Origin of the sequence: Accumulibacter sp., assembly GCF_029255145.1 — a bacterium.
Classification (GTDB): domain Bacteria; phylum Pseudomonadota; class Gammaproteobacteria; order Burkholderiales; family Rhodocyclaceae; genus Accumulibacter.
Genome location: NZ_JAPUVQ010000041.1, coordinates 1 through 24,853, shown reverse-complemented (window position 1 = coordinate 24,853; position 24,853 = coordinate 1). Strand labels below are relative to the sequence as shown.

Here is a 24,853-nt window from a genome sequence, read left to right as displayed (position 1 = left end):
GCCGCGCTCCTCGAGGAACTCACCCTGCAAGATTTCCCGCATCCGGAAACCGGGGCAAGAATGACCTTCGCCCTCGTCTAAAGTGCCAACCGGGTTTCCTCCGAGATCAGGAAATCTGAATTTGCTTTCTCAGTCTCAAGGCGATTTCCAGCCCGAATTCCTTCACTTACCCCTTGAGGCCGCACCATGAAAATCTTCCAGAAAGTATCAAAGGCTGTTCTGCTCATGCTGGCTCTGGCCGGCGTTTCGTCCGCCCAGGCTGTGAACGTGATTACCGGCAGCTTGTGGCACGTCCCTGAAGCCGTCACGTTCAATGCGATCCCGGCGAACGTTCCCGGGACAACTCCGGATGTCAAGTTCGACGTCAACTCGCCGATGAATTTTTCCGGAAATTCTGTGACCGTTGGCACCTGGCTTGCCAGCAGCAGCGCGTTCAACCTCGTCGAGAATACGCCGGGAACGCTCGCCTCACTGATGGATGACGGCATCGTAGGTACGATGCTCCGCTTCACCGGTTTCGTCACCGTCACCAATGGTCAGAGCTTTACCGTCACCCATGATGATGGCCTCACTTTGATCATCGGTGGCGTGGACCTCGGCTTCAACGCTGGCCCGACGGCGCCGACAACGTCGACCGAGACCTACACCGGGCCGTCAGGCACTTTCGCTTTCGATCTGGTGTATGCCGAGTGTTGCGGTGGTCCGGCCGTCCTGCAGATTGACCTGCCGTTCAGCAACGTGCCGAACCCGACTCCGGAGCCCGCCTCGCTCGCACTGGTAGGCCTCGCGCTGACCGGTATCGCCTGGCGCCGTCGTCAGCGTGCGAACTGATCGCGTATCCTGAGCACCGCAAAGACCCCGCCTCGGCGGGGTTTCTTTTTCGGCGGTCCAAATGCACGCTGCTTGCTTTGGCGCGACGCCGATCTCATGGCTCGAAGGCGAAACCCACCCCGTAGATCGAACGGATCGGCTCGTCGTCGGGAAAAACCAGCGCCAGTTTCTTGCGAAGGTTCTTGAGGTGACTGTCGATGGCGCGTTCGGAGACCTCCAGGTTGTCGTCGTAGACCGCGTCGAGGAGTTGCGCACGTGAGAAGACCCGCCCCGGTTTGCTGGCCAGCGCCTGCAGCAACCTGAATTCCTTGGCGGTGAGCTCGAGGCTCTTGCCGGCGACGCGTGCCTGCAGGGCGTCAGCGTCGATTTCCAGCACCGATCCGCCAACTTTCGGGGTCGCGGCGAGGCCCGCTGCGGGCTGCGTACGACGCAGCACGGTCTTGACGCGGGCGACCACTTCGCGCGGCGAGTAGGGTTTGCAGATGTAGTCGTCGGCGCCGAGTTCGAGTCCGAGCAGGCGGTCGATTTCCTCGACCCGTGCGGTCATCATGATCACCGGCAGGTCCGAGGTCTTGCGCAGCTCGCGCAGGATCGACATGCCGTCCATCCCGGGCAACATCAGGTCGAGCAGCAGCAGTTGCGGCGGTGCTCGCCGCAGCGCCGCCATCGCCACCAGGCCGTCGGCCAGGGTGGTCGTGACGAAGCCGTCGCGCTGCAGGTATTCGGCGAGGATCTGCGCAAGGTCGAGTTCGTCCTCGACGATCAGGATCTGTTTACTCATGCTCTCTCCAGGGGTAGTTCGACGCGGATGTGCAGGCCGCCGAGTGTCGATGGAGCGGCACTGATCCGGCCGCCGTGCGCCTCGACCAGCGTCTGGCAAATCGCCAGGCCGAGACCGGAACCGCCGAAGGCCCGGCTGCGCGAAGGTTCGGCGCGGAAAAAGCGCTCGAACAGTCGCGGCAGCGCGGCCGCCGATGGCCCCGGCGCGGTGTCGTCAAACTCCAGCAGCAACTCCCGCTTGTTGACTTGCGCGGCAATCCTCAGCTGGCCGCCGGCATCGGTATAGCGCAAGCTGTTCTCGAGCAGGTTGGCGAATACCTGCGTCAGGCGCCCGGCGTCGCCGCGCACCCGCCAGCCCAGGTCGACCAGGCGCGAGGTGTCGAGGCCGATGTTGGCGGCGGCGTAGCGCTCGCGAAAGGTGCCGACGGTCTCTTCGAGAAGCGCCACCGGCATCACCGGACGCTGCTCTATGTCGCCGCCGGGGGGGTCGCGATCGAGTGTCAGGCGCAGATCGTCTACCAGCTTCGCGAGCTGCCGTACCTGCTTGTGCAGCCGGGCGAGCGTCGCCGGGTCGGGTGTTCGCACGCCGTCCTGCATCGCCTCGATCTCGGCGCGCAGCACCGCCAGCGGCGTCCGCAGTTCGTGCGAGCTCTCGGAAATCCAGGCCCGGCGCGATTCCTCGACGCGGCCGAGGCGCTCGGCCATTTCATTGAAATTGGCCGCCAGCTGGCCCAGCTCGTCTTCGCTGCGCACGTGGATGCGCGCTGCCAGCGAGCCGTCGGCGATCTGGCGTGCGCCGCGTGCCAGATCGCGGATCGGCGCCAGCAAATGGCGAGCCAGCAACCAGGCCGCGAGCAGCGAAAAGGCGAGCGCCGCCAGCCCGGCGAAGGCCATGTTCTCGGTCTGGCTGGCCAGGAAGGCGGCGTCGAGTTCGCGTCCCGACGACGGCGCCGCCTGCAGGGTCAGCTGCCCGACGACGCTGCCCTGGTGGACGATCGGCCTTGCTGCGCCGACGCCCGTGCCACTTGCGTTACCCGCCAGCCACTTGCCGTCGGCATCGACCAGCGCCAGACGCCGGCCCACGCGGAGGATATCGCCCGCCGGCGGAGCACCCGGAGAACCCTGCTGCGGCGGGCCGTCGCCAGGCCGTGGCGGCGGTTCGCCCCATGGCGGTGCAGGGCCGCCCTGCCCTTGTTCAAGCGGCGGCGGCAGGCCGCGCGAAAAACCGCCTGCGCGCTCTGGCAGCGGACGATCGACGCCGCTGCCCGGACTCGGGCGCGACAGGCGCAGCCAGGCCAGTTCGGGAGCCGCGCGGACGAAGTCCCTGCTGCCGTGCCTCGCGTAGTCGGCCTCGATGTTGCGTACTACCCAGTCCAGGCGGGCCAGCTCGGCGGCGCTGGTATAGCGCTCGAAGCCGTCGCCGAGATTCCAGCGCATGACCAGGGTCAGCAGCACGGCCATCGCCGTCGCCAGGGCAAAGGTGGCGAGGAACACCTTGCGTTGGATGGTGAGGCGGATCATGATTTTTGCAGATGGGCAGCCGACCAGGCGGGAACGCCATGATCGCCACGATTGCCGTATCCGACAAGCGCAGCGTCGGCAATCGTGCGGCCGTCCACCACCAGCGAGAAGGCGACCGGACCGCCGGATTCGGAAATCCAGCCGACGCTCTCGCTTTCGACCTCGCCAAGGGCGGTCGTCAGCCGGTGCGTCGACCGCTGGCACCAGAGGCGGCGAGCGGCGTCCCAGCGGCGCTCGTAGTGGCTGTCGAGATTGCCGCCAAAAGGATGGCGCAAGCATCGCGCAAGCCGTAGCGATGGCGGCAGTGGCAACAGCGACGCGTCGGGCGCGTCGCGCCAGTGCAGCGCCTGGGCGGCAAGAGGCGTCATCCCGAACGCCAGGACGAAAGCGTCGAGCAGCGTATCCGGCGTACCCCGCCGATGATGGAGGGCCACCAGGCTGCGCGCGTGGCTCGCTTGCACGCGGCCGCCGCCGGCAGAGACCAGCGTGATTTCGCCGAGCAAACCGGTTTCGGCAGCCAGCTGCCACTCGCTGTCGCCGTCCCTGAACAGCCACTCGCGGCCAGACCTCGGGGCGCAGGCAGCGGTCATCGACGCCGAGCCGACGACCGCCTCGACCGATTGACCCTCCATCGGGTGGCCGTCGAGCGCGTACTCGCGGCCATCGATCACGCAGTGCGCGAGATGGAATGGCACCGTTGGCGAACCCAGCCGGGGCCCGCGCTGGACGTGCATGTGCAGGTGCGGCTGTGCCGAGCGCCCGGAATTGCCGCAGCGACCGAGCCGCGCACCGGGCGCCACGCTCTGCCCCGGCTCGACCTCGATGCTGCCTCGGCGCAGGTGCGCCAGCAGCACGTAGAGGCCGCCGCCGATGTCGACCAGGACGTGGTTTCCCCAGTTGTCGACCAGGTTCATCTCGCCCGGCGGATTGTCCGCGAGATCGCTGCAGCACGCCGCAACGTATCCCCGGACCGGCGACAGCACCGGCTGGTCGAAGGCATGAAAATCGCTCAGCCTGGCACCGTCGCGGCGATAACTGCGGCCGTCGACGGTACGGACGAAGTCCAGCGCGTAGCGCCACTGACCCTGGTGCGTGTGCGGTCCGTCGACCGCCTGCGACACCGTCATGCGGCCGGCGCAGGGCGGCAACAGCGCCACGCTGCCAGCGGCCAGGCCACGCGCGCTGGCCAGCCGAACGCTGACCATGCTGTCCTCGGGAGACGCCGGTACCGCCAGCCAGAAACGCGACCAGCACGCGCTGGTCTCCGCTCGCAGTGCCGCGTGCACCAGCCACACGGCGAGAACGAAAGGGGCCGACAACGGCGGCACGCCGAAAGCCAGCGACAGCGCGAGCAGGCCGGCCGACAGGGCGCTGGCGACCACCACCGCGACTGCCGCGACGGCCAGCGTGCGCCGCGTCGGCACGGCCAGCGTGCCACCGACAAAGATCGCCACCAGCGCGCCGTTGAACGCTGCCAGCAGATCCAGGCCGGGCATCGGCGTGCTGTTGATCACGGTAATCAGGGCGCTCGCCAGCACGCCGCCGGCGACGGCGAGCAGCGCCAGGACCCGCGAGGCGACGAGCAGCGCGGCGAGCACCAGGATCCCGGCCAGCGGCTGCGCGACGTAGAACAGGGCCCCGACATGCGACAGCGCCGCGGCGCTGGCGGTGCCGGCCGATAGCCAGTTGGGCGAGTCGGGCCAGGCGGGCCAGGCCGCGCGCAGCGGTAGGGCGAGACCCTTGGCCACCGCCAGCAGGGTCCAGGCAGTGCCCAGAAAAGGCGCACCGAGCAGTGGCAGGCCGCGCGCGCCGAACGGGCCGGCGAGCGTCTGGCGCAGCGCGGTCGCCAGCGGTACGGCCAGCAGGCCGCCAAATGCGGCGAGCGCCAGAACACGCGGCTGGTTGCCGTAGAAGGCGCCGAGGGCGAGTCCGGCGTAGATGGCGTTGAGGATCTCGGCCTCGCCAGGCAGCGCCGGCAAACGCAGCACCGCGCGGGTCAGCAGCGCGGCGACGCCAGCGAGCAGGCCGCAGGAGGCCGTCGCCGGATCGCACAGCGTCGCCGTCAGGACCAGCGCACCGACCGGGCGCCGTCGTGCCAGGAACAGCGCGCCATAGGCGTCCAGCAAGCTGCGCAGGCCGTCGAGGACGAAGCTCATCTCAGTCTCCAGCCGCGCCAGGGGCGTCGGCCAGCGCCGCTGTTGCCGGCACGGCGTGCGCCAGATGCGCCGGCAGCCGTTCCGGCGCGCAGACCACCTCGAGGTCTTCGGCCGCACGGATCAGGCTCACCTCGCGGTCGCCGTGGATCAGCACCACGGCCGGGCGGTATTCGATGAACTGCATCGACTGGGTGGTGTTGTAGGCGCCGACCGGCGCGATCACCAGGCGGTCACCGACGGCCAGCGGCGGCAGTTGCACCGCGCGCCGTACGACGTCGATGTTCATGCACAACGGGCCGTAGAGCACGGTGTCGCGTGCCTCGCCCCGCGCTGGCGAAGCGGGGCGGACCGGGTGGTCGTACCACAGCGCCGTAAACAAGGCGTTCAGGCCGGCGTCCAGGATCGCGGCCGGGCGGCCGTCGGCGGTTTCCTTGCGGCCGACGACCGAGGTGATCAGGCTCTGGGCGTCGTCGATCACCGCCCGGCCGCTTTCAAAAACCAGCGCCGGGCGCTGTTCTCCTTGCTCGATTCGGTAGGCAGTGCCCGCCAGGAAAGCGCTGCAGATCGCTTCGGCGTATTCATCGAGCTCCGGTGTCGCCTGCTCGGGCGGCAGATAGATGCCTTGCAGGGCGTTGTTGGACGGCAGGCCGCCGCCGATGTCGAGGTAGCGCAAGCGGCTGCCGTCGGCCTCGATCTCGCGAGCCAGCGCACAGAGCGTCGTCACCGCCGCGCCATAGGCGCGCGGGTCGAGAATGAAGGTGCCGATGTGGCAATGCAGGCCGTTGATGCGCAGGTGCCGGCTGGCCTTGACCCGCTTGATCGCCGCGCGGGCGGCGCCGGATTCGAGGTTGAAGCCGAAGCGACTCCAGGGCTCGCTGTAACCGGTCTTGAAGTTGAGGCGCAGGGTGACCGGCACGCGCTCGTGGCGTTCTCCGCCAATCGTTTCGATCAACTCCAGTTCGTCAGCGTGATCGACGTGAATCAACGCGCCCTCGGCAATCGCCCGTTCGAGAATCGGGCGCTGCTTGTTCGGTCCGTTGAACACGATGTGCTCGCCCGGCACGCCCAGAGCGCGCGCCTTTTCATACTCGAAGCGCGACACCACCTCGGCCCATGAGCCTTCCTGGTGGAGGATCGAACAGACGGCGCCGTTGTAGTTGGTCTTGTACGACCAGCCATGGATCACCTTCGGGTAGTGCGCGGCAAAGGCCTGCCGGATGCGCCGGATGTTGGCACGCAGGCGCTGCTCCGAGGTGACATAGAGTGGCGAGCCGTAGCGCTCGACCAGCGCTTCGACCGCGACGCCGTCGATTTCCGACTGCGTGTCGACGCCAACCCGGCGCCAGCCGAACCTGTTCAGCGATTGCAGCACCAGGGGTGCGATGCGGGGCGATTCCCAGGTCAACGTGCTCATTATTTTCTCCTTGCTTGCTTGCGGGGTTCAGGCGGCGCGGCTGCCGAGCGCGTGCGGACGGGCGGTGCTGCCACTGACCGCGACGCTGGCGATTTCATCGAGCGTGACGATCGTCTCCTGGGCGTGACGGATGAAACCGGTACCCGGGCGCGGCGGCGCGAGCTGGAGCTGCCCCGGCCTGGCACCGTCCATCAGGGCCAGCAGGGCCGCCGGCAGGTTGCGGCCGACGCCGTAACCGAGATAGATCCAGGCCGGAAAGCGCGGATTGATCTCGATCAGCTGCAGGGTGCCGGAAGGTTCGCGCAGCATCTCGATTTCGAGCGGCCCGCGCCACTTGAGGGTGTCGAACAGCCGCCGCCCGGCGTCGAACAGGTCGGGGTCGTCGATGGCGACGCCGGCCCACGCCTTGCCCTTGTCGGTAAGCGCCTGCTTCTTCATCATCACCTCGCCGATCATCGCGCCGCTGCCGTCACCGAGGGCAGTCAGGTTGACTTCCTCGCCGTGGACGAACTTCTGGACCAGCACCGGGTAGCCCCAGGTGGCGACCATCTGCCGGTAGCGCTGCCTGGCTTCCGGCGCGGAATGCACGATGTAGGCGTCGTAAAAGGCGCCTTTGACCAGCAGCGGGTAGTGCCAGCCGTCGGCGCCGCAGTGGTCGAAGAATCGTTCATCGCCGAGGCACTGAACGTCGGGCGTGGCGACGCCGGCGGCGGCACCCAGCGCCGGCAGGCGATCCTTGTCACGGCGGCGCAATTGCGCACGCTGCGGCAACATGAGATGAATGCCGCGCCGCTTGAGCTCGCCTTCGATGGCGATGAAGTTGGGCAACTCGGCGTCCAGACACGGCAACAGCGCGTCGATCCGATCGTGCCCGACGATCTCGTCGAGCCGCTCCAGAAGCGCCGCCGCGCCGGTCGCCGGATAGGGCAACAGATGACCGCTGTCGCAACCGTCGCGCAGGTAGAGGCCGGCGTCCAGCGTCTCGTAGGCGAGACCGATGATCCGGCCGCGAAAGCCCGTCGCCTGCCGCAGGCAGCGGACCACGGCACAGCCCGGGCCGGGGTTTTCGGGTTTGGCGTTGATCCCGGTGACGGCGATGTTCCAGCCCGTCCAATGCGGCTGTTCGGCGTGCCGGATCACGAGACGTGGCTCGCCAGCTGGTCGAGAAACCGATCGACAGCGGCTTCCACCACCGCGTGCGACTGCTCGCAGAGGCCGACCAGCGCCTCGATCAGCGCCTCGCGCGACTGGCCGTCCTGCATCATCAGCAAGGCGACCTGCGCGGTCGGATTGACACCGTAGCTTCTCCCCGTCCGGGTGTCGAAGGCGTGGCCGTTGGCGTTCAGGACCATTGCCTTGAGTCGCCGGGACCTTGTTGCGTGGATTTCCATGCGCTTATCCTCTGTTCAGCGGCGGCGCCGTTCGCCAGCCACGGAGCGCATTCTGGAAGGAGATCTGGTCAGCGCGAGGGAGGAATTTGGGAGAAACCCGGGAGGAATCTGGAAGAAATGGGGCCGGCTGGCGCCGGCGTCGAGCAGCAGCGGCAGCCGGACCCGTGCCGGGTCCATGGCACGCGGCGATGATCAGATGCAGCGCTCGGAAGGCTGCACAGGGCGCAACAAGGGCAGCGCGTGACCACCCACGCACGGCGCGCGCTGCCTTTATCGACCCCGGCGAAGCGGCTGGAATGCCGGCCGGGCGGACGCACCGCGCCCGCCTCGACTCGCCGGGGTGCGAAGTCTTACGGCGTCGGCACCACTTCGTAATAGACGCCGCTCGACCCGAAGTAGGGCTTGTACCAGTTTGGTCCACTCTGGTAATACTGAGCGCCGTTCACCGTCATCCCTCTGGCGCCTGGCGGCAGCGCCACGTACTGGCTGCCGATCGGCAGATTCCCCTGGACGGCGTAGACCGGCGGCGAAGCGACGTAGACCGGCTGCTGCACCACCACCGCCGGTTGCGACGCGCTGGCAATCGCCGCCCCGGCCACCGCCCCGACCGCCAGGCCGGCAACGGCCCCCGCCGCCGCGCCGCAGCCGTAGCAGCCGCCGTGGTAGTAACCTCCGCCATGGTAGTAGGCGCCGCCGTGGTAGGGATGACCCGCGGCGACGAAGCCGCGGCCGCCCCAACCCCGGCCGGCGGCGACCCAGGCGTTCGCGTCGGCCAGCGGAAGCAGCACGCTGGCGGTCGCCGCGATGCCGAGAATGATCGTCTTGATGTGTTTCATCGCATAGCTCCTTGGGCCGCTCACTTGGACTGGGAAAGACCTTGCAGCTTGAAATCAAGCTTCACCGCATCTTTCGGGATGGTTACGCTGAAGCTCTGCGCCAGCATCGGCGCGTTCAGCTTCCAGTCCGAATACTCGACGGTGAAGCTCGGCTGCCGGCCGTCGCCGCGATACGACACCACGACCAGGCGCGGCAACTTGTCGTGCACGCCGATCCAGACCTCCCAGTCGACGCCCCTGGCGGCAAACGCCAGATGATCGGTCTTGACGCCGCCGATGGTCGATTGCCCGACCACCAGGGCACTCGACAAATCCTTGGCGAGACGGGCGTAGGGATCGGAAACGAGCAGATCAACAAACGGCGCCAGGCTGTCGGCGGCCGGGATGTCCTGATCGAGGACCGTGTCGAGGGTGCTGCCACTGACCTCCTGCTGCGTATAGAACTTCCTGGCGGGCCCGATCACGGTCACCGTCTTGCCGTTGTAGTACAGGTCGTTCGGCAGGAGGTCGCCGCGCGACTCGACGAACAGGCGGTCCGGCCGTTGCAGCAGCACTCGCGACGACGCGAACAGGCTGACGTACTGCCCGGTCGGCGCCGCCAGCGGCACCAGGCTGCGGACCCTGAAGCCGAGCGTCCGCGCTTTGGCCACGGTGTCGCTCATGCCCTTCAGCAGCAGCAGCGCGCGCTCGTCCTTGATCTCCAGCGCGGGCGCTGCCGGCGGCGCCGCCTTGTCTTCCGCCAGGGCCACACCACTGCCGCCAAGAAGCACCGTAGCGGCCAGCAAAGTGCCGCCGAAAAGATGCACCACCGTGTTTCGTTTCATCATGTTCTCCGCCGTTGTCGAGCAGCAAGTATCGCCGAAATCGATCGCTTGCGCATGACCACGGCGCTCGGCCGACGCGCGGTGCGCCAGCGCCGGCTCTGGTGCCCGAAGGCGGCTTACTTGATCTGCGCGCGAACTTCGCCGCCGGGATTCGCCGCGCTGTGAACGTTGACGTACAGCTCGCCGGCCTTGAAGCTGCTCATCTGCTCGGCGGTGAACTTGACTCCAGCCGGCACCTTGTAGCTGTCTCCTTCCTTGACCAGCGGCACGAGCACCGGGCCGTTCTGGCCCGCCGCTCCCCGGTGGATGTGCGCGGCCGTGCCGGCGACACCGGTCGTGCTGACGCTGCCGGCGACCGAGCCGTCGTCGCCGACCACGATCGTTCCACTGCCGCTGGCAGCGGTGGTCACCGGCGGCACCTCATTGGCACCGGAAAGCGTCAGCTTGACCTCGGTGGCGAACGCCGCGCCGCCACTCAGTGCTCCGAGCAACAGCGCCAGGCCGATCGTCCGTACGCGAGCAGCGGGAGTTGTTCTTGCGATCATTGGCTTCTCCTATCGTCTGGTTGAGGGGTCTGCGCCGGCGCCCGGAGACATCTCCCGGTTCGGCACTGCCCGGCCGTTGAGACAAGAACGGCGACCGGGAATTCAGCGGCACTGAGCGATAGCGCGCCGACGCTGCCCATTACCGCCTGCTGCGCGGCACGCGGGATCGGCCAATTGGCGGACTGGCACCCGCGTGGCGTATGCTGCTGACAGCCAGGTGGCCATCGCTGCAATCGCGGCGATAATCGCTGAACGAAAGGATCGACCCGTGAGCCCTGCGAAAATCAACGAACTCTTCGACACCCTGCGCGCGGCCTGCGCTCGCCAGTTCGGCTTCAATCCGCGGCAGCTTACGGCCGGGATGCGCTACGTCGGCCCGGAGGGCCACGGCAGGGACGTGGTGCACGTCTTCCGGGACGCCGGCACGCATTCGCAGATCACGCTGAAGAACACCTTCGCCAGCTTGCGCGCAACAGCCGGCGAAAAGCCGCATTGGAGCGAGGCGGAGCAGGCCCGCTACCGGCAGACCGACGCCGAGATCGAGGCGGCGGTCGAGGCCAGGCGAGTCGAGCTCGATTTCATCCGCCACTCCGCCCTGTATCAGGATCACCGGGAACAGCTGCTGTCGCACTACAAGGCGTGGCCAGGCTATCGCGCGGGTGGGCCGAACCCGCGCGAAGCGGCGAGAACGCTGATCGTCGCGCTGGCCGATGCCCGCGACCCGCGGCTGGCGGCTTTTGCCGAACAGCTGCATACCCAGGACCCGGACGAGCTGGCGCATCTGCTGTTGGCGCCATGCCACCTCGAACTCGAGGAAAGCAGGCTCGCGGCGAACCTGGCTGCCGGCTAGCGCTGGCGCATGGCAAGGGCCGGCGGCCGCGCCACCGCGGTACCCGGCGGCGGCGGCGTCACAAGCTGGCGAGACAGTCGCCAACCCGCGACGAGTTGAGGACTTGCGGAACCGGACAAGCGAGCCACCCAGAACGCGAGGTAACGGCATGCACCGAATCGATCTTCCCTTGGCGCTGGCGCTGCTGCTTCCGCTGACGCTGGCGGCAGCCGAGTTGCCGCTGCAGCGCATCAAGCTGCCACCGGGTTTCGCCATCGAGCTCTGGGCGCGCGTCGACAACGCCCGGCAGATGGCGCTCGGGCGCCACGACGGCGACGGCGGCACGCTGTTCGTCGGTTCGATGCACGCCGGCAAGGTACACGCGCTGCGCTTCGACGCCAGCTACCGGGTGCAGCAGGTGCGCATCGTCGCCAGCGGGCTGCAACGCCCGGTCGGCGTCGCCTACAAGGACGGCAGCCTGTATGTCTCGGCGGTGAACCGCATCCTGCGCTACGACCGGATCGAACCCCGCGTACAAGGCGAGCACTCCCCGGCGCAGCCGCCAGCAGCCGTCGTGGTGACCGACCAGCTCCCGAGCGAGACGCATCACGGCTGGAAATTCATTGCTTTCGGACCGGACGGCAAGCTCTACGTGCCGGTCGGCGCACCCTGCAACATCTGCCAGCCCGACCCGCGGCGCTACGCCAACATTCTGCGGATGAATGCCGACGGCAGCGGCAGCGAAATCGTTGCCCGAGGAGTGCGCAACAGCGTCGGTTTCGACTGGCAGCCGCTGACCGGAGAGCTGTGGTTCACCGACAACGGCCGCGACCTGCTCGGCGACGACCTGCCGCCCGACGAACTCAACCACGCCCCGCGCGCGGGCATGCATTTCGGCTATCCCTACTGCCACGGCGGCGACCTGCCCGACCCGGAATTCGGCGCCCGCCGCCGCTGCGACGAGTTCGCCGCGCCAGCGCAGAAGCTGGCGCCGCACGCCGCCGCTCTGGGCATGCGCTTCTATACCGGGACGATGTTTCCGCCGGAGTACCGCAACCAGATTTTCATCGCCGAACACGGCTCGTGGAACCGCTCGAAGAAGATCGGCTACCGGGTGACGGTGGTCCGCCTGCAAGGCAGCAAGGCGATCGCCTACGAGACCTTCGCCAGCGGCTGGCTGGAAGAAGGATCGCGCGAAAGCGGCGACAGCGTCTGGGGACGCCCCGCCGACGTACTGGTCCTGCCCGACGGCTCGCTGCTGGTGGCCGACGACTACGCCGGCGCGATCTATCGCATCACCTATCGCCGCTGAGCGCCCGGGCGAGCATCGGATCGCCCAGGCAGCTCGCGTCGTCTGCGTTCATCTTCGTTCCGCCGCCGACGGGCGCTTTCGCGCCGCGTTCGTGGCGACGCCATCCAATGCCGTCTGCCGACTCACCCGCCGGGCATGCCGGCCATTCCGACGTGGCCCGGCAGCGCGCGCACGCGCCGCAGCCAGGAGTGATCCTTGAGACGAGCCTGGAGCACCTGCAGCAGCTGCCCGATGACGGCGCCAGCGGCGGCGAGCTCGTGTTCGACGCCGAGCAGCGACAACATCAGACGCACCTTGTGACGGTTGCCCGAGAGGGCGAATTGGTCGAGGCGAAGCATGGGTTCTCTCCTGAATCGAGTAGCCTGGAATGAGAGGCTTGCGGTAACCCGGACGCTTGCAAGACCGTTTGCGGAGGCTTGACCATGCGCCGGTCGTTCGACTAAAGGTCGAGCGTCAAGGCCGCCGACCTTGCCCGCGAGACGCAGATGCACATCAGCCCGGCTCGTTCGCGCTCGCCTTCACTGAGGGCGCTGTCGCGGTGATCCGGGGTGCCGGCGAGCACCTTGACGGCGCAGGTTCCGCAACTGCCGGTACGACAACCCGCCGCCGCGGCTATCCCCGCCGCGTGCACGGCGTCGAGGATGCTCTGTCCGGCAGCGACGTCGATCGTTCGGCCGCTGCCGCGCAGGGTCAGCTGCAACGGCAGATCGTCGGGCCGCGCTGGCACGTGAAAGCGCTCGAAGCGCAGCCGATTGGCGGCGACACCGGTTGCCGCCGCCCCGTCGCGCACGGCGTCGAGCAGCCGCGCCGGACCACAAACGTAGAACAGCGCCTCGGGAGGGGCCTCCGAGAGCAGCTGCTGGACGTCGAGGCGCTGCCCGCCATCGCTGGCGTAGGTGGTGAGTCGGGCTCCGAACTGCCGCTCGAGGCGGTCCCGATAAGCCATCTCGCGTACCGAACGGCCGGCGTAGTGGAGCGTGAACGGGCTCTGTCGGGCCTGCAGTTGCAAGGCCATCGCCTTGATCGGCGTGATGCCGATGCCGCCGGCGATCAATACCGCCGGCCGCTGGTCGTCGTGCAGCGCGAAATCGTTGCCGGGCGGCTTGCAGCGCAGTTGCAGACCGAGGCGCCAGCCGGCATGGATGGCGACCGAGCCGCCGCTGCCGCCCTCCTCGCGCAACACCGCAATTTCGTAGGCATCGCGGCGTGCCGGGTTGGAGCTGATCGAGTAGCGGCGCGTTTCCTCGCCGCGGTTTGGCAGGGCCAGCGGCACGTCGATATGCGCGCCGGCGCCGATCGCCGGCAAATCGGCCCCGTCCGGCGAGCGCAGCTCGTACGCCCGCACGCGCGGCGTCAGCTGACGAACGCCGGCGACGACCAGTGCCAGGGGGCCACTGCCCAGCACGGCGAGATGTCCCGGCTCGCCCTGCCCTTCCGGCGCCGCCGCCGCTGCCTCGCGGCCCCCTGGAGCGGTACTCCGGGAGCGCGCGAGCTGCTGCAGTGGTGCGAGCTCGGCATCCAGCAGCCGTGTGCGTTCGGCTATCTCCGCTTCGGTAAAGCGCGGCGTGATGTGCTGCGGGCAGTTCCAGTCGAAGGCCTCGACGCTGATCAGCACCGCGCGCTCGACGCGGGCGCGGTAGTTGCCGTCCTCCAGCCGCGCGATCAGCGCCGGATCGCCGGCCTCGTCCACCAGGCGTGCGCGGCCCCAGATCTTCAGACGGCGCCGCTGTGCGTAGTCCATCAGGATCAGCGACACGCGACCGTCGGCCTCGATGTTGCCGGCGCTGATGTACTGCACGTTGCCGCGAAAGTCGGCGTAACCGATCGTGCGCTGATCGAGCAGCCGCAGGAAGCCGGCCGGCCCACCGCGGAATTGCACGTACGGCCAGCCGTTCTCGCCGACGCTGGCCTGGTAGAAACCGTCGCGCTCGGCGATGAATTCGGCCTCGGACGCGCCGAGCGTGTCGCCGCGCTCGGCGGCGTGGTCCAGCGCGGCATAGTTGCGCCGACTGCCCATGCGCGTCTGGAAAGCGCGCACGGCCCGGGTGAAGGCAATTTCGCTGTAGGCACGAGCCATGGCGATCTCCTTTGAGAGTGGGGTCGGGGAGCGGACCGGCGCGCCAGCAGGCGATCCGGCCGACAATTTTCTAGGCAGCGACGCTGACCGCCTCGCACAGCAATTCGACCTTCGGGAAGTCGATCTCGACGCGCGTGGCCTTGCCCAGGATGTTGGTGAAGATGTTGATCGCCACCACCGCGATGACCTCGACGATCTCGGCGTCGCTCAGCCCGGCGCTGCGCGCGGCGGCGAATTCCGCGCCGGTGATCTCGCCCAGATTGGCGTTCAGCGCCTGCGCGAAGGCAACGGTCGCGGCGGCCTTGGCATCCCTGGAACGGCCCTGCCGGTTGAGCACCATCTCGTCGTTGGGCAGGCCTGCGTGCCGGCCGATGGCGGTGTGCGCCGAGACGCAGTACTGGCAACCGTTGCCCTCGGCGATGGCCAGCGCGATGCGCTCCTGCGTCGCCTTGTCGATGCTCGCCTCGCCGAGCGCGCCGTAGAGCCCGAGAAAGCCTTGCAGCGCCTGCGGCGAATTGGCCAGGACACGGATGAAGTTGGGCGTGGCGCCGAGCTGCGCCTGGACGGCGTCGAGCAGTTGGCGGGTTTTGCCGGTGGCGGTCTTGGGATCGATGACTTGAATGCGTGCCATGATGGATTTCCTTTCGTGATCGGTTGGGGTTACCGGGTTTCGGGGGTTGGGTGCTGCCGCAGATGCGACGGTTCCCATCCTGATCATTTCGAAGGGAGAGATAAATGGCGCCAGGCGGATTTGATTGCTGCAGCTTACGCAGTAATATCTGGCGCCATGGACATGCTCGCCGCGATGCAGGCTTTTGTGAAGATCGTCGATTCCGGCAGCCTGACCGCGGCCGCGGAGGCGCTCGCGGTCTCGCAGCCGTCGATGGTGCGCACGCTGGCAGCGCTCGAACGCGAAGTCGGGGTCAGGCTGTTGAACCGCACCACGCGGCGGATGGCGCTGACCGACGAAGGCCGCGAATATTGTGCGCGTTGCCGAAGCATTCTGGCGGCGGTCGACGACGCGCAAGCGAGTCTGAGCGCGCGCCGGGTCGAACCGCGCGGCACTCTGCGGATCACCGCGTCGGTGCCGTTCGGCCGCCGTTTCGTGGCGCCGGCAGTCATCGACTTCCTCGCCGCGCATCCGCAGATGCGCATCGAACTGCTGTTGCTCGACCGGCTGACCGATCTGGTCGAGGAAGGTATCGATCTGGCGGTTCGCCTGGCACCGCTGCCGGATTCGTCGATGGTCGGCGTACCGATCGGACACACGCGCCGCCTGATCGTCGGCAGCCCGGCGCTGCTCGCCCGCCGTGGTGCGCTGACGGTCCCCGGCGGCCTGGCCGGCGAGCCTTGCGTCAGCTTCACCGGCCTGGTGTCGCCCGGCGAGTGGGAGGTCCGTGACGGAAACAGGACGCTGCGGGTGCCGGTGAACAGCGTCCTGACCACCAACCAGATCGACGCCGCCGTACAGGCCTGCATGCTGGGGCTGGGCTGGGGACAGTTCTTCGACTACCACGTGCGCGACGAACTGCGCGCCGGCACGCTGCTTGAGGTTCTTCCCGACCACCATGCGGCGCGAACCCCGGCGCACATCGTCTACCCGCAAGCCAGGCTGCTGTCGCCGAACGTGCGCGCCTTCCTCGATTTTGCCGCGCCGAAGCTGCGGCTGGCGCTGGGCGAGGCAGGGTGATTCGGGGTTTCCGGGTTTCGGGTTTGGTGCTTACCGACGACGACACGTCGGTCGCGGTTCGGTACCACGCCCTCGCCGGGCGTCCGGTGAGGGGTGACAAGGATCCATCGCCGACGGTGGGGGCCGGGTGACCGCTTGCTGAAGAACGCTACTCACCCTTTCGACCCAAGGGCGACATTCGTCTTGGCTGGGAGCGGACGTTCGACGCTCCTGTTCAGCGGCGGTGCGTCAGCTGGCTCAGCACCACAGCGCGCATCGTGCTTGGCGGGGTGGGAGGCTGCTCGTTGTCTTGCCTGATCGCAGTCATTTCAAATCCACGCGGACTTCGAGTTACCGCAACTTCTTCTGAGGCGAGTCTGAAACGCACTTCGCGAAAACCAAAACAAGGTCGTCAAATGTGGGACAGCTTCCTTGCCGCCGGGTTATGTGGGATTCGCTGCGGCGGGCATTGAGAAACTTGTTTTGGCCCAGTTTGCGAAGTCGGTCGCAGGCTTGCCAGCGATCTCATTGGCCAGCTTGATCTGGCGATCGTGGTTTGACCCAAGGTAGGTATGTTTCTCGAAATAGGCAAACATCTGTGCGAGCTCAGCCGCCCCGTCGAAGAAGGTTGAAAAGACATCCACAGGCACTTGGTTGAAGGCGATCTTGTGGCCTTGCCCGTTCAGCGTTCCGACGATGTCGTCAAAGCTCAACAGACTGCCCACCAGCGGCAGGTACTGTCCGTTCCCAGCCGCGGCAGGGTTCGAAAATGCACCGGTGACGACCGCTCCAAGTTCCGTGATGTCGCCCATGTGAATTGCTTTCACTGTCGGGTCGATAGGCAGCGTCCAGGCTGCTGAGCCATCAGGCTGCAATTCAGGAGCGAGCATGCCGTTCAAGTTTTGGTAGAAGAACGGGGCAACCACAAACGTGTGATGTGCAAAACCGGCCTGCCTGACCAGTTCGTCGACTCTGGCCTTGTACGTGAAATGCGGTACGTCAAAGGCTCCGCCGCTGATCTTGTCGACGTTCGGCAGAGTGGACCAAATGAAGTGTTCGACACCTGCCGCTCTTGCAGCATCGACGGCGGCCATGCCTTGCGCCCACTCATCGGTGCCTGTCTCCCAAAAATTGGTGACGGCGAAGACGCCATATGCACCTTCAAAGGCGATTTTCAGTGTCTCAGGGCGACTGAGGTCCGCTTCAACAACCTCGTCACCGAGTTCGCGGTGCTTGCTGGGATTGCGGGTCAAGGCGCGGACGTGGAATTGCTGACTTTTCTGAAGCGCGCGCACAACACCGCCCCCTTGATTCCCGGTTGCGCCGACGACGGCAATGATCTTGTTTGACGTAGACATGCTGTTCTCCTTTGGTGATTGCTGAGATGTTGAGGAAGGTTGCCACCGAGCTTATGGGTCAGACCATCACCACCAGCTTGCCAATGGCGCGGTCGCTCTCGATGAGACTGTGGGCGCGCCGAACGTCGTCGAAGTCGAAGGTCTGAACGCGCAGCGAGGGCATTGCCCCGCTGGCCACCTGGCCGGCAATCCAGTTCAGCGGCGCGTCGGATGCAGGCAGGGCTGCGGTGCCGAACAGGCCACTGGGGAAGAACGCCAGGCGCGTTGCTGCCGGCAGGTCGTTCATCAGGTGCAAATTTTCCAGAACGGGTGCGCCGCCCAGCAGCCCGATCACCACTGCGGTGCCAAAGGGCTTCAAAGCTTTAAGGCTATCGCGCACAGTGGCTGCACCGACAACTTCAAGTACCACGTCCACACCCTCTGGCGCCGCTACGCGTACTTGATCAGAAACTTCTCCTGAGTCAATGATCACTGCGTCGGCGCCGATAGTGGTGAGGCGTGCCGCGTTCGCTGCCGACCGGGTGGTGGCAAGCACGCGTTGTCCCCGAACCTTGGCATACGCCACTGCCGCTTGTCCCACCGATGATGTCGCACCGCGCACCAGCACCGTTTGCCCAGGAACGGTGTCGATCAATCGGCCCAGCGCGCCCCACACGGTGAGGTAACTCTCGGGCAAGGCCGCCAGTTCCTCCCACGACAGGCTTGTGCCATCCAAATCGATGACGTTGCTGCGCAGTACGGTGACCTCTTCGGCATAGCTGCCGTTGCGGGAAAACTGCAGCCCACCCATCGCGGTCGCCACACGCTTGCCAATTCGGAAAGTCCCGGATCGGTCTTCGATCACTTCTCCCACCGCTTCAATCCCCGGGACGACTTGCCCGGCGACGGGTCCCATCTTGCCCGCGCGGCGGTAGACCTCGGCGCGGTTCAGGCCGAAGGCGCGCACGCGAATGCGCACCTCTTCCGCATTGGGGGCGACCGATGGGATGTCGCGCAGTTGCAAAACCTCGGGGCCTCCGGCTTGTTCAATGACATAGGCTTTCATGATGGGTTTCCTGATGGGTAAATGGGTGGGTGGATGGATCGACGGTTGATTGCATCGATGTGCGCAACTTTATATGAATCAAGAGTGATTCGGAATGTCCTAGGATGGTAAGGTACTTCTCATAAATGAGAGGATAAGATGGACTTGAACGGGGCTAACATGTTCGTCTCCGTGGTGCAGGCCGGCAGTCTTTCGGCGGCAGCCGAGAAGATCAACGTGCCACTACCAACCCTGAGTCGGCGCATTCGCGAGCTGGAACGCGAGCTCAAGGTCCAGCTGCTGGAACGTTCCTCGCGTGGCATCAAGCTCACCGAGCCCGGAAGCCGCTTGTACGAATACGCCAGCCGCGGCATTGAGGCCCTGAACGAGGCGCAGCAGGCGGTGATGAATGATGAGGCTCGCCTCAAGGGGCGCCTTCGCCTGTCACTTCCACCGGCCTTTGACCCGTGGTGGGAACTGCTCGGGGCATTTCAGGAGCGCTATCCCGAGATCACCTTGAGCGTGTTTTCAACGGAGCGCCGTGTCGATCTCGTGCAGGATGGCATTGATGTGGCCCTGCGCGTGGGCGATATCGTGCATGAGTCGATGGTTGCGCGACAGATGATTCGGTATCGCCATGTGCTGGTGGCAGCGCCGGCCCTGCTGGAGCGGCTTGGTGAGCCGAAGTCCGTGGCTGATCTGCGTGGCTACCCGTGCGCCGTCTGGACGAGCGATTTCAACGCCCGCAGCGTCTGGCGACTGGGAGAACAGGTCTTTGAACCCAAAGTGGTGCTGAACACCAATGACTATGCACTGTTGCGTAACCGTGCGGTGGCGGGTCAGGTACTGACAGAGCTGCCACCTTTTCTCGCGCGCAGTGAAATTGCCGACGGCCGGTTACGCGCATTGCTGCCCGAGCATCCGATGCCCGAGCAAATGATTAACCTACTCTACCCTTCGCACCGTCACCCGTCGAGCATCGTCCGGGCATATTTAGATTTCTGCCTCGAGCAGGTGTCGAGTCACCTGAGGTCTGGCGTTGGTATGACTAACTGAACGACCGTAACGGAGCAGGCAGATCGCAAATGGCTATTACCGCTTTTGGCCTTGGCTAGACATTGCCCGTGAATTCATTACTGACTGCAATTGGCCGATTTTGCACCCTAAGCACTCGACCAGAAAGCAGCCGCCGAGACCACCAGGTCGGCAGCTGCGGCCGCGGCACGTTCACGCCGGGTCCCCGCCGCTGTGGGGCAATAGCCGGGCCGGGATCACCGCCCCCTCTTCGTAGCCCGCGCGCGTCCCCTGCGGCCGATCACCGCCGCCGTACCAGAGTCCGGCGGTCACCCCGCGCGGAGTTCTGTTGCCGGTCGGTGCGGAGCAGCACTGCTTTCGTGATCAAGTTCGAGTCTTGGCGTCACGAAGGCAGGCGGCCGAGGGCAGGGGTTTGTCGCCGGATACGCTTGTTCGTTGTCGCTGGCCGGAGCGCGGGGTGGCCGGATCTCGGCAGCCACGGTTCTCACGGTAGTTGCCGGGCAGCGTCGTGCGGCACAGCCGGGCAGTCGACAGATCCATGCCGGTCGGATTCGCCCCTGCCAGTTGCGCGCCCGCAAGGTCGACCTCGTCCCCACCGATTACATTCGTGGTCAGATTGACTCCGGCGAGGTTGACGCCCGACAGGTCGCAGTCCGGGCACTGGCCGATGGACTTCAACATCGAGAGACGACCGGGCCCGTATCTCTGTGCGGGCAGCGACACGCCACTGGCCAGCAGAACCAGCGCGATCAGCAACCGCTTCACCCTCGTTCCCTCCGTGTGTGCAACCGGCGACGCTGGTCACGTCCCCAGAAGCAGGAAACTCAAACCACCTTTTCCCAGATCGACAGCTATCACGCCAGCCCGACAAGCGGTCAATCGCGCGGTGTTTGGTGAAAATCTCCCACTCGCGATCACTGGTTGAGCCCTGCATCGGCCCAAACTGCCCCACGCCGAAAACCCATAAGTCATGCTATGCCGGTGGTGCGACCGCCTCCTTGGGTTATCACCTGCCGATCAAGGCTTCCTCGACGAGGACCACCTTATTTCAAGTCGCTCATCCGGCGCTACAGCGTCTGCCGGGCGCCGCCTATAATGATGCGCGTAGTTGATACCGCGAGACGAAGCGCATGACCCCGATGCAGGAACCAGATCCCAGACTGCCAGACGACCGCAGGCCATCTGGCGACCGTCGCCTTTCCCTGGGACACCACGCGGGCGCTCTGGCTTGCATCGGCGGCTTGCTGCACGGCAAAGGGGAATTCGAGAGGCGTCCGCAGAAGCGCTACGACGACAACGGTCCACTCGAAAGCGAAATCATCGAGCATGGTTTCGACAGGGCGCACAGTCTGGTGCGAGCTTTTCGGCCCGGGCCGTGCGGTCAGGCTGGCCAGCGAGTTGCTGGCGCAGCCGCCCCTGATCCACCACTGCCGGCCCCTCGCCTGACGGCGATGCCCGGCAGCGCTACGAGCAAACACTGATTCGTCGGGTTGAGCTGCACATGTGCGCGCACCGTTCGACCTTTCTCGTTCTCGCCCTGGTCCTGCTACTTGCGCTCCTCGTCCTTTCTGGCGTCAGGCCTTATGACCGGGCGACATGGGTGATGGAGGTGTTTCCCATCTTCATTGCAGTACCTGTGCTCGTGAGTACGTACAGGCGGCTTCCGCTTACCACGCTGCTCTACGTCTGCATCTTTCTGCACGCGTTGGTACTCATGCTTGGCGGCGCCTACACCTATGCCCGCGTCCCGCTCGGTTTCCAGATTGCGGACTACCTCGATCTCGCGCGCAATCCGTACGACAAGATCGGACATTTCTTCCAAGGCTTTGTGCCGGCGCTGGTGGCGCGAGAGATACTCGTTCGGGGTGCTTACGTGCTGGGCCGCAAGATGCTCGTCTTCAACGTTATCTGTATCGTGCTCGCGATCAGCGCGTGCTACGAGTTACTCGAGTGGGGCGCCGCGCTCCTGATGGGCCAAGGCGCAGACGAGTTTCTCGGGACGCAGGGTGATCCCTGGGACACGCAGTCCGACATGTTCTTTGCTCTCATCGGCGCAGTCTGCGCGTTGTTGTTGCTGTCGGGCGAACAGGATCGGCAAATCAGGCGCTTGACGAGTGCAGCACTTCGTGAAGCGGCTCCCGATGTGTCAGCCGGCACTGGCCGCAGACCTCGCAGCGCCGAAACCGTGGGCAGGCTGGCGTCTGGCGAGCAGCGGCGACGCGTCGAAACAGGGAACGACCCGTGAGGACGGCGTCGCACCCGCGGGGCAAGGCTTTTCCTCCTTCGTCGTGTGCTCTGGGTTTCGCCAGCAGCACAAGACGAACCCGCTTCGGCCACCATTTGTCGACGGGCTGTATTGGTTCGGCACGGAGAGTGACGGACGCCGGACGATTCTCATCACCGATGGCGGTTGTCGACGTTCTCTCTGCTTTACCAATCGGCGTCAGGAAATGGTTGATACAAGCAACTCATCGGCGCTGAGCCGACAACATGCTGACTGTCGCCCTCGCAGCCCTTGCCTACTTTGTCGTCGACCATGTCATCAGAGGTTATCTCGACGCCTCGGGTGTCCCGAAGGGGATGACTCGCGGCTTGCTGATCTTTAGTCCGCATCGAGCGGCACTTAACCCCTCACAATGCACGCCGCCACCTGTGCTGGGCATCAGACTATTGGTCAGCCCGAACCGTCGTTTGCTCAATGCGAGCCCAACGACGGGTCCTGGCCTGAAAGCAGGCCTGCCATGAGAGCGTGCCGTGCGCTCACCCCGACGACGCCGGCCGCCGGGCGTTCAAATCGGAGCACGCGCGGGCTCTCAGCGCTCGTAGGATTCGATGCGCGCGGCCGCGCTCAGCGGCACCAGGAACGCGCTCGGATCAGGCAGCACTTTCTCCCGCACCGCCGCCAGCGTGATCTCGCCACCGTAGCTCACCGATGACTGCAGATGGCCGCGGATACGCTCCAGGACGCTGCTGACGCTGCCGCGGTAAGGCACCTGGATTTCCTGGCCTTCGGGCGGGGTTTCGAGCGCCGCGTCGAGCTCTTCGCTGCTGCCGCTGTCGTACAGCGTTTCCAGCACGGCCTCGGGCGAGGTCATGCCACGGTAGATCTTTTTCTTCATGTGGGTCGCCGGGTCCTCTATCACGCGGCCCGGCGCCTCGTCGGTGCCGGACAGCGCGCTGCCGAGCATCACCGTCGACGCCCCGCAGATCAGGGCGAGAAAGATGTCCTTGTCGGTTTTCACGCCGCCGTCGGCCATGATCGGCACGCTGCCACCGACGGCGAGATAGGCCTCGCGGATGGCCTGCAGCTGCGGCACGCCGGCCGCCGTTTCCAGCCGCGTGCGGCAGCCGCGCCCCGGCCCGACCCCGACCTTGACGGCATCGGCGCCGATATCGCGCATGAAGCGCGCGCCGGCGCCGGTCGCGACGTTGCCGCACACCAGCGGCACGCTGCCAAACTTGCCCCGCAGCCCGGCGACCGCCTGCTCCATGATTACCGAGTGGCCGTGGGCGATGTCGACGAACAGCAGATCGGCGCCGGCCTCCAGCAGCGCGGCGGCCCGCTCCAGGTAATCGCCGCGCGCGCCGACCGCCGCGGCGCAGCGCAGGTGGCCGGCGCTGTCCTTGCTGGCGCCGGGCTGTTCGCGCTTGAGATTGATGTCGCGGCGCGTGATGAGTCCATGGATGCGATTCGCGCCATCGATCAGCGGCAGACGCTCGATGCGGTGTTCGAACATCAGCCGTTCGGCCTCGTCAGTGGAGATGTCCGGCGCGCCGGTCACCAGGCGGGACAGCGGCGTCATGAAATCGTCGACCGGTCGATCTTCGTCAGCACCGTGCACTGGCGTGTCGCGGTTCGAGAGCAAGCCGGCCAGCACGTTCGAGCCGCTGGCCGTCTCGATCAGGATGCCGGTGATGCCGTTCTGGCGCGCGAAACGCCTGGCCTGGCGGATAGGGGTGCCCGCCGGCAGGCACAGCGGACCGACGATCACAGCGCTCTGGCTGCGCTTGACCACGCCGACTTCGGACGCCTGGCGCGAAATACTCATGCCACGATGCACAACGCCAATGCCGCCGTGCATGGCCATGGCCCGCGCCATGCCGGCGCCGGTCACGCTGTCCATGTTCGAAGAAACGATCGGCAGATCCAAAACCACTTCCGCCGTCAGCAGCGAGCTCACGCTGATATTGCGGCGGGTCTGCGAATCCGTCTTCTGCGGCCGGAACAGGAAATCGTCGAAGGTCCTGCCGGTCCAGAAAGCCGCCTCGTCCGGCGCCGCGGCGAAGGCGCCGTCCACGTTCCGCCACCTGCTCGTCGCCATGTCTGAGTCTCGGGTCATGCTACGGTTGGCCTCGGGAAGATAGTCGATTCGTCAATCACGCTACCGTAACGCGGCCGGCGCGGCGCCGGATATCAATAGCCATGTCATTGCAAGCACAGCTCACCGGCCAGGCGACCGCGACCAGAGTAGTTTGCATCGAATTCGGCTCCGAATTCGTCAGCCAAACGTGACCGCGACCCAGCTTCCGCTGACGTTCCTGTGCCCGCTTGTGGCCGATTGTACGCATCCAGCCGTCGCACCGAAAGCCGCCGTTGGTCGGGCAGGAGAACAATCAGACTTCGTCGACTACAAAGGAGTCTGAAATGGAATCCTCATACACTCGCCAACCCTGGAACACGGGCAAGCTGATCGGGCCGAAGCCACCACTCAGGCAGAAGAACATCCGGGCGATCCGAATTCAGCCTCGCGATCAACAGCAAGCGGCGTGGTTGCGATCTGGTGAACTTGCGGGTTCGGGATATTGCGCATGGCGGTCAAGTTTTGGCACGCGCGATGGTCGTGCAGCAAGAAACCCAAAGGCCGGTCCAGTTCGAGCTGACCGAACCGACGAGGGTCGCCGTCACCGCATGAATCGAGAGGCCGAAATTGAATCCGGAGCAATACCTGTTTCCGAACCGGCTCTCCACGTCACCTCATCTCTCCAATCGGCAGCATGCCCGCATCGTGCATCAATGGGTTGCCGCCATAGGCCTCGATTCGACCGTCGATGGCACACCTACCATGCGGCGGACCAAGGCGAAACCGATCTACAAACGGACGAAATCCTGCGTGCCGTGCAGCTCTTGCTAGAGTGTGTTGACATTCAAGCGAGCCAAATGACGGATGCGGCGAGGGCGATGAAGGAAGCGAAACGCTCGGCGAGTTTGTCGTAGCGTGTGGCGATACGTCGAAATTGCTTGATGCGGCAG

The 24,853-nt window shown here is 66.0% G+C and carries 21 protein-coding genes and 3 pseudogenes; 7 read left to right on the top strand and 17 right to left on the bottom strand.

The window, feature by feature from the left end:
* The first annotated feature begins 186 nt into the window (after positions 1-186).
* On the top strand, positions 187-831 hold the full coding sequence (locus Q1L50_RS04355; protein WP_300336184.1) for a PEP-CTERM sorting domain-containing protein: 645 nt from the start codon (positions 187-189) through the stop codon (positions 829-831).
* A 94-nt stretch (positions 832-925) separates the two neighbouring features.
* Here Q1L50_RS04355 and Q1L50_RS04350 read toward each other — a convergent pair whose 3' ends face one another.
* The 9 genes from Q1L50_RS04350 to Q1L50_RS04310 form a co-directional block, all read right to left on the bottom strand.
* Positions 926-1,612 carry a response regulator gene (locus Q1L50_RS04350; protein ID WP_300336183.1) on the bottom strand — a complete coding sequence of 229 codons (687 nt, stop codon included), beginning with the start codon at positions 1,610-1,612 and terminating at the stop codon, positions 926-928.
* Positions 1,609-3,132 carry an ATP-binding protein gene (locus Q1L50_RS04345; RefSeq protein WP_300336182.1) on the bottom strand — a complete coding sequence of 508 codons (1,524 nt, stop codon included), beginning with the start codon at positions 3,130-3,132 and terminating at the stop codon, positions 1,609-1,611. The genes Q1L50_RS04350 and Q1L50_RS04345 overlap by 4 nt, the downstream gene beginning before the upstream one ends.
* Positions 3,129-5,288, bottom strand: a complete 2,160-nt coding sequence (locus Q1L50_RS04340) for an urea transporter (protein ID WP_300336180.1) — start codon at positions 5,286-5,288, stop codon at positions 3,129-3,131. Before Q1L50_RS04340 ends, Q1L50_RS04345 begins: the two co-directional genes overlap by 4 nt.
* 1 nt (position 5,289) lies before the next feature.
* On the bottom strand, positions 5,290-6,702 hold the full coding sequence (locus Q1L50_RS04335; protein ID WP_300336178.1) for an alanine racemase: 1,413 nt from the start codon (positions 6,700-6,702) through the stop codon (positions 5,290-5,292).
* Between the two features lie 27 nt (positions 6,703-6,729).
* Positions 6,730-7,842 (bottom strand): carbamoyl-phosphate-synthetase, encoded by a 1,113-nt coding sequence (locus tag Q1L50_RS04330; protein ID WP_300336176.1) that lies wholly within the window; start codon positions 7,840-7,842, stop codon positions 6,730-6,732.
* Positions 7,839-8,093, bottom strand: a complete 255-nt coding sequence (locus Q1L50_RS04325; RefSeq protein WP_300336174.1) for a PqqD family protein — start codon at positions 8,091-8,093, stop codon at positions 7,839-7,841. The genes Q1L50_RS04330 and Q1L50_RS04325 overlap by 4 nt, the downstream gene beginning before the upstream one ends.
* A 350-nt stretch (positions 8,094-8,443) precedes the next feature.
* On the bottom strand, positions 8,444-8,929 hold the full coding sequence (locus Q1L50_RS04320) for a hypothetical protein (RefSeq protein WP_300336172.1): 486 nt from the start codon (positions 8,927-8,929) through the stop codon (positions 8,444-8,446).
* Positions 8,930-8,949: 20 nt separating this feature from the next.
* The gene (locus Q1L50_RS04315) at positions 8,950-9,753 is read right to left on the bottom strand and encodes a DUF2092 domain-containing protein (RefSeq protein ID WP_300336170.1); all 804 of its coding nucleotides are present in this window, start codon (positions 9,751-9,753) and stop codon (positions 8,950-8,952) included.
* 116 nt (positions 9,754-9,869) lie between these two features.
* Positions 9,870-10,298 (bottom strand): CHRD domain-containing protein, encoded by a 429-nt coding sequence (locus tag Q1L50_RS04310; RefSeq protein ID WP_300336168.1) that lies wholly within the window; start codon positions 10,296-10,298, stop codon positions 9,870-9,872.
* Positions 10,299-10,566: 268 nt separating this feature from the next.
* Here Q1L50_RS04310 and Q1L50_RS04305 point away from each other — a divergent pair, with 268 nt between their 5' ends.
* Both Q1L50_RS04305 and Q1L50_RS04300 read left to right on the top strand, forming a co-directional pair.
* Positions 10,567-11,148 carry a hypothetical protein gene (locus tag Q1L50_RS04305; RefSeq protein WP_300336167.1) on the top strand — a complete coding sequence of 194 codons (582 nt, stop codon included), beginning with the start codon at positions 10,567-10,569 and terminating at the stop codon, positions 11,146-11,148.
* 148 nt (positions 11,149-11,296) lie between these two features.
* Positions 11,297-12,439 carry a PQQ-dependent sugar dehydrogenase gene (locus tag Q1L50_RS04300; protein WP_300336166.1) on the top strand — a complete coding sequence of 381 codons (1,143 nt, stop codon included), beginning with the start codon at positions 11,297-11,299 and terminating at the stop codon, positions 12,437-12,439.
* Positions 12,440-12,561: 122 nt separating this feature from the next.
* Here Q1L50_RS04300 and Q1L50_RS04295 read toward each other — a convergent pair whose 3' ends face one another.
* The 3 genes from Q1L50_RS04295 to Q1L50_RS04285 all read right to left on the bottom strand — a co-directional run bounded on the left by Q1L50_RS04295 (position 12,562) and on the right by Q1L50_RS04285 (position 15,147).
* Positions 12,562-12,777: a hypothetical protein gene (locus Q1L50_RS04295; RefSeq protein ID WP_300336164.1), complete on the bottom strand. Its 216-nt coding sequence runs from the start codon at positions 12,775-12,777 to the stop codon at positions 12,562-12,564.
* Between the two features lie 101 nt (positions 12,778-12,878).
* The gene (locus Q1L50_RS04290; RefSeq protein WP_300336162.1) at positions 12,879-14,516 is read right to left on the bottom strand and encodes a 2Fe-2S iron-sulfur cluster-binding protein; all 1,638 of its coding nucleotides are present in this window, start codon (positions 14,514-14,516) and stop codon (positions 12,879-12,881) included.
* A 70-nt stretch (positions 14,517-14,586) separates the two neighbouring features.
* Entirely contained in the window at positions 14,587-15,147 is a 561-nt protein-coding gene (locus tag Q1L50_RS04285) for a peroxidase-related enzyme (RefSeq protein ID WP_300336160.1), read from the bottom strand.
* 156 nt (positions 15,148-15,303) lie between these two features.
* On the opposite strand from Q1L50_RS04285, the gene Q1L50_RS04280 reads away from it, so the two are divergent.
* The gene (locus Q1L50_RS04280; protein ID WP_300336158.1) at positions 15,304-16,206 is read left to right on the top strand and encodes a LysR family transcriptional regulator; all 903 of its coding nucleotides are present in this window, start codon (positions 15,304-15,306) and stop codon (positions 16,204-16,206) included.
* Between the two features lie 422 nt (positions 16,207-16,628).
* Here the strand turns inward: Q1L50_RS04280 and Q1L50_RS04275 are convergent, their stop codons facing one another.
* Both Q1L50_RS04275 and Q1L50_RS04270 read right to left on the bottom strand, forming a co-directional pair.
* Complete coding sequence (locus Q1L50_RS04275) at positions 16,629-17,543, bottom strand: NmrA/HSCARG family protein (RefSeq protein ID WP_300336156.1); 915 nt, start codon at positions 17,541-17,543, stop codon at positions 16,629-16,631.
* 58 nt (positions 17,544-17,601) lie between these two features.
* A complete protein-coding gene (locus Q1L50_RS04270) occupies positions 17,602-18,588 on the bottom strand; it encodes a zinc-binding dehydrogenase (protein WP_300336154.1) in 987 nt (328 codons plus the stop codon).
* A gap of 138 nt (positions 18,589-18,726) precedes the next feature.
* On the opposite strand from Q1L50_RS04270, the gene Q1L50_RS04265 reads away from it, so the two are divergent.
* Positions 18,727-19,623, top strand: a complete 897-nt coding sequence (locus Q1L50_RS04265) for a LysR family transcriptional regulator (protein WP_300336152.1) — start codon at positions 18,727-18,729, stop codon at positions 19,621-19,623.
* A gap of 342 nt (positions 19,624-19,965) precedes the next feature.
* On the opposite strand, the gene Q1L50_RS04260 is transcribed toward Q1L50_RS04265, so the two are convergent.
* The gene (locus tag Q1L50_RS04260) at positions 19,966-20,367 is read right to left on the bottom strand and encodes a hypothetical protein (protein ID WP_300336151.1); all 402 of its coding nucleotides are present in this window, start codon (positions 20,365-20,367) and stop codon (positions 19,966-19,968) included.
* 736 nt (positions 20,368-21,103) lie between these two features.
* Between Q1L50_RS04260 and Q1L50_RS04255 the strand changes: the two are divergent.
* A pseudogene (locus Q1L50_RS04255) lies at positions 21,104-21,712 on the top strand (DUF2238 domain-containing protein); the annotation flags it as partial.
* A 703-nt stretch (positions 21,713-22,415) separates the two neighbouring features.
* Here Q1L50_RS04255 and Q1L50_RS04250 read toward each other — a convergent pair.
* Positions 22,416-23,900: an IMP dehydrogenase gene (locus Q1L50_RS04250; RefSeq protein WP_300336150.1), complete on the bottom strand. Its 1,485-nt coding sequence runs from the start codon at positions 23,898-23,900 to the stop codon at positions 22,416-22,418.
* Between the two features lie 347 nt (positions 23,901-24,247).
* Here Q1L50_RS04250 and Q1L50_RS04245 point away from each other — a divergent pair.
* A pseudogene (locus Q1L50_RS04245) lies at positions 24,248-24,757 on the top strand (integrase); the annotation flags it as partial.
* Here Q1L50_RS04245 and Q1L50_RS04240 read toward each other — a convergent pair.
* Positions 24,748-24,853, bottom strand: a pseudogene (locus Q1L50_RS04240) (IS5/IS1182 family transposase); the annotation flags it as partial. The pseudogenes Q1L50_RS04245 and Q1L50_RS04240 sit on opposite strands and share 10 nt — an antisense overlap.

Coding starts and splice junctions, on each gene's coding strand:
- Q1L50_RS04310 (WP_300336168.1), bottom strand. CDS start 10,298: ATGATCGCAAGAACAACTCCCGCTGCTCGCGTACGGACGATCGGCCTG.
- Q1L50_RS04265 (WP_300336152.1), top strand. CDS start 18,727: ATGGACTTGAACGGGGCTAACATGTTCGTCTCCGTGGTGCAGGCCGGC.
- Q1L50_RS04295 (WP_300336164.1), bottom strand. CDS start 12,777: ATGCTTCGCCTCGACCAATTCGCCCTCTCGGGCAACCGTCACAAGGTG.
- Q1L50_RS04280 (WP_300336158.1), top strand. CDS start 15,304: ATGGACATGCTCGCCGCGATGCAGGCTTTTGTGAAGATCGTCGATTCC.
- Q1L50_RS04355 (WP_300336184.1), top strand. CDS start 187: ATGAAAATCTTCCAGAAAGTATCAAAGGCTGTTCTGCTCATGCTGGCT.
- Q1L50_RS04345 (WP_300336182.1), bottom strand. CDS start 3,132: ATGATCCGCCTCACCATCCAACGCAAGGTGTTCCTCGCCACCTTTGCC.
- Q1L50_RS04300 (WP_300336166.1), top strand. CDS start 11,297: ATGCACCGAATCGATCTTCCCTTGGCGCTGGCGCTGCTGCTTCCGCTG.
- Q1L50_RS04275 (WP_300336156.1), bottom strand. CDS start 17,543: ATGTCTACGTCAAACAAGATCATTGCCGTCGTCGGCGCAACCGGGAAT.
- Q1L50_RS04340 (WP_300336180.1), bottom strand. CDS start 5,288: ATGAGCTTCGTCCTCGACGGCCTGCGCAGCTTGCTGGACGCCTATGGC.
- Q1L50_RS04320 (WP_300336172.1), bottom strand. CDS start 8,929: ATGAAACACATCAAGACGATCATTCTCGGCATCGCGGCGACCGCCAGC.
- Q1L50_RS04285 (WP_300336160.1), bottom strand. CDS start 15,147: ATGGCACGCATTCAAGTCATCGATCCCAAGACCGCCACCGGCAAAACC.
- Q1L50_RS04270 (WP_300336154.1), bottom strand. CDS start 18,588: ATGAAAGCCTATGTCATTGAACAAGCCGGAGGCCCCGAGGTTTTGCAA.
- Q1L50_RS04350 (WP_300336183.1), bottom strand. CDS start 1,612: ATGAGTAAACAGATCCTGATCGTCGAGGACGAACTCGACCTTGCGCAG.
- Q1L50_RS04335 (WP_300336178.1), bottom strand. CDS start 6,702: ATGAGCACGTTGACCTGGGAATCGCCCCGCATCGCACCCCTGGTGCTG.
- Q1L50_RS04290 (WP_300336162.1), bottom strand. CDS start 14,516: ATGGCTCGTGCCTACAGCGAAATTGCCTTCACCCGGGCCGTGCGCGCT.
- Q1L50_RS04325 (WP_300336174.1), bottom strand. CDS start 8,093: ATGGAAATCCACGCAACAAGGTCCCGGCGACTCAAGGCAATGGTCCTG.
- Q1L50_RS04315 (WP_300336170.1), bottom strand. CDS start 9,753: ATGAAACGAAACACGGTGGTGCATCTTTTCGGCGGCACTTTGCTGGCC.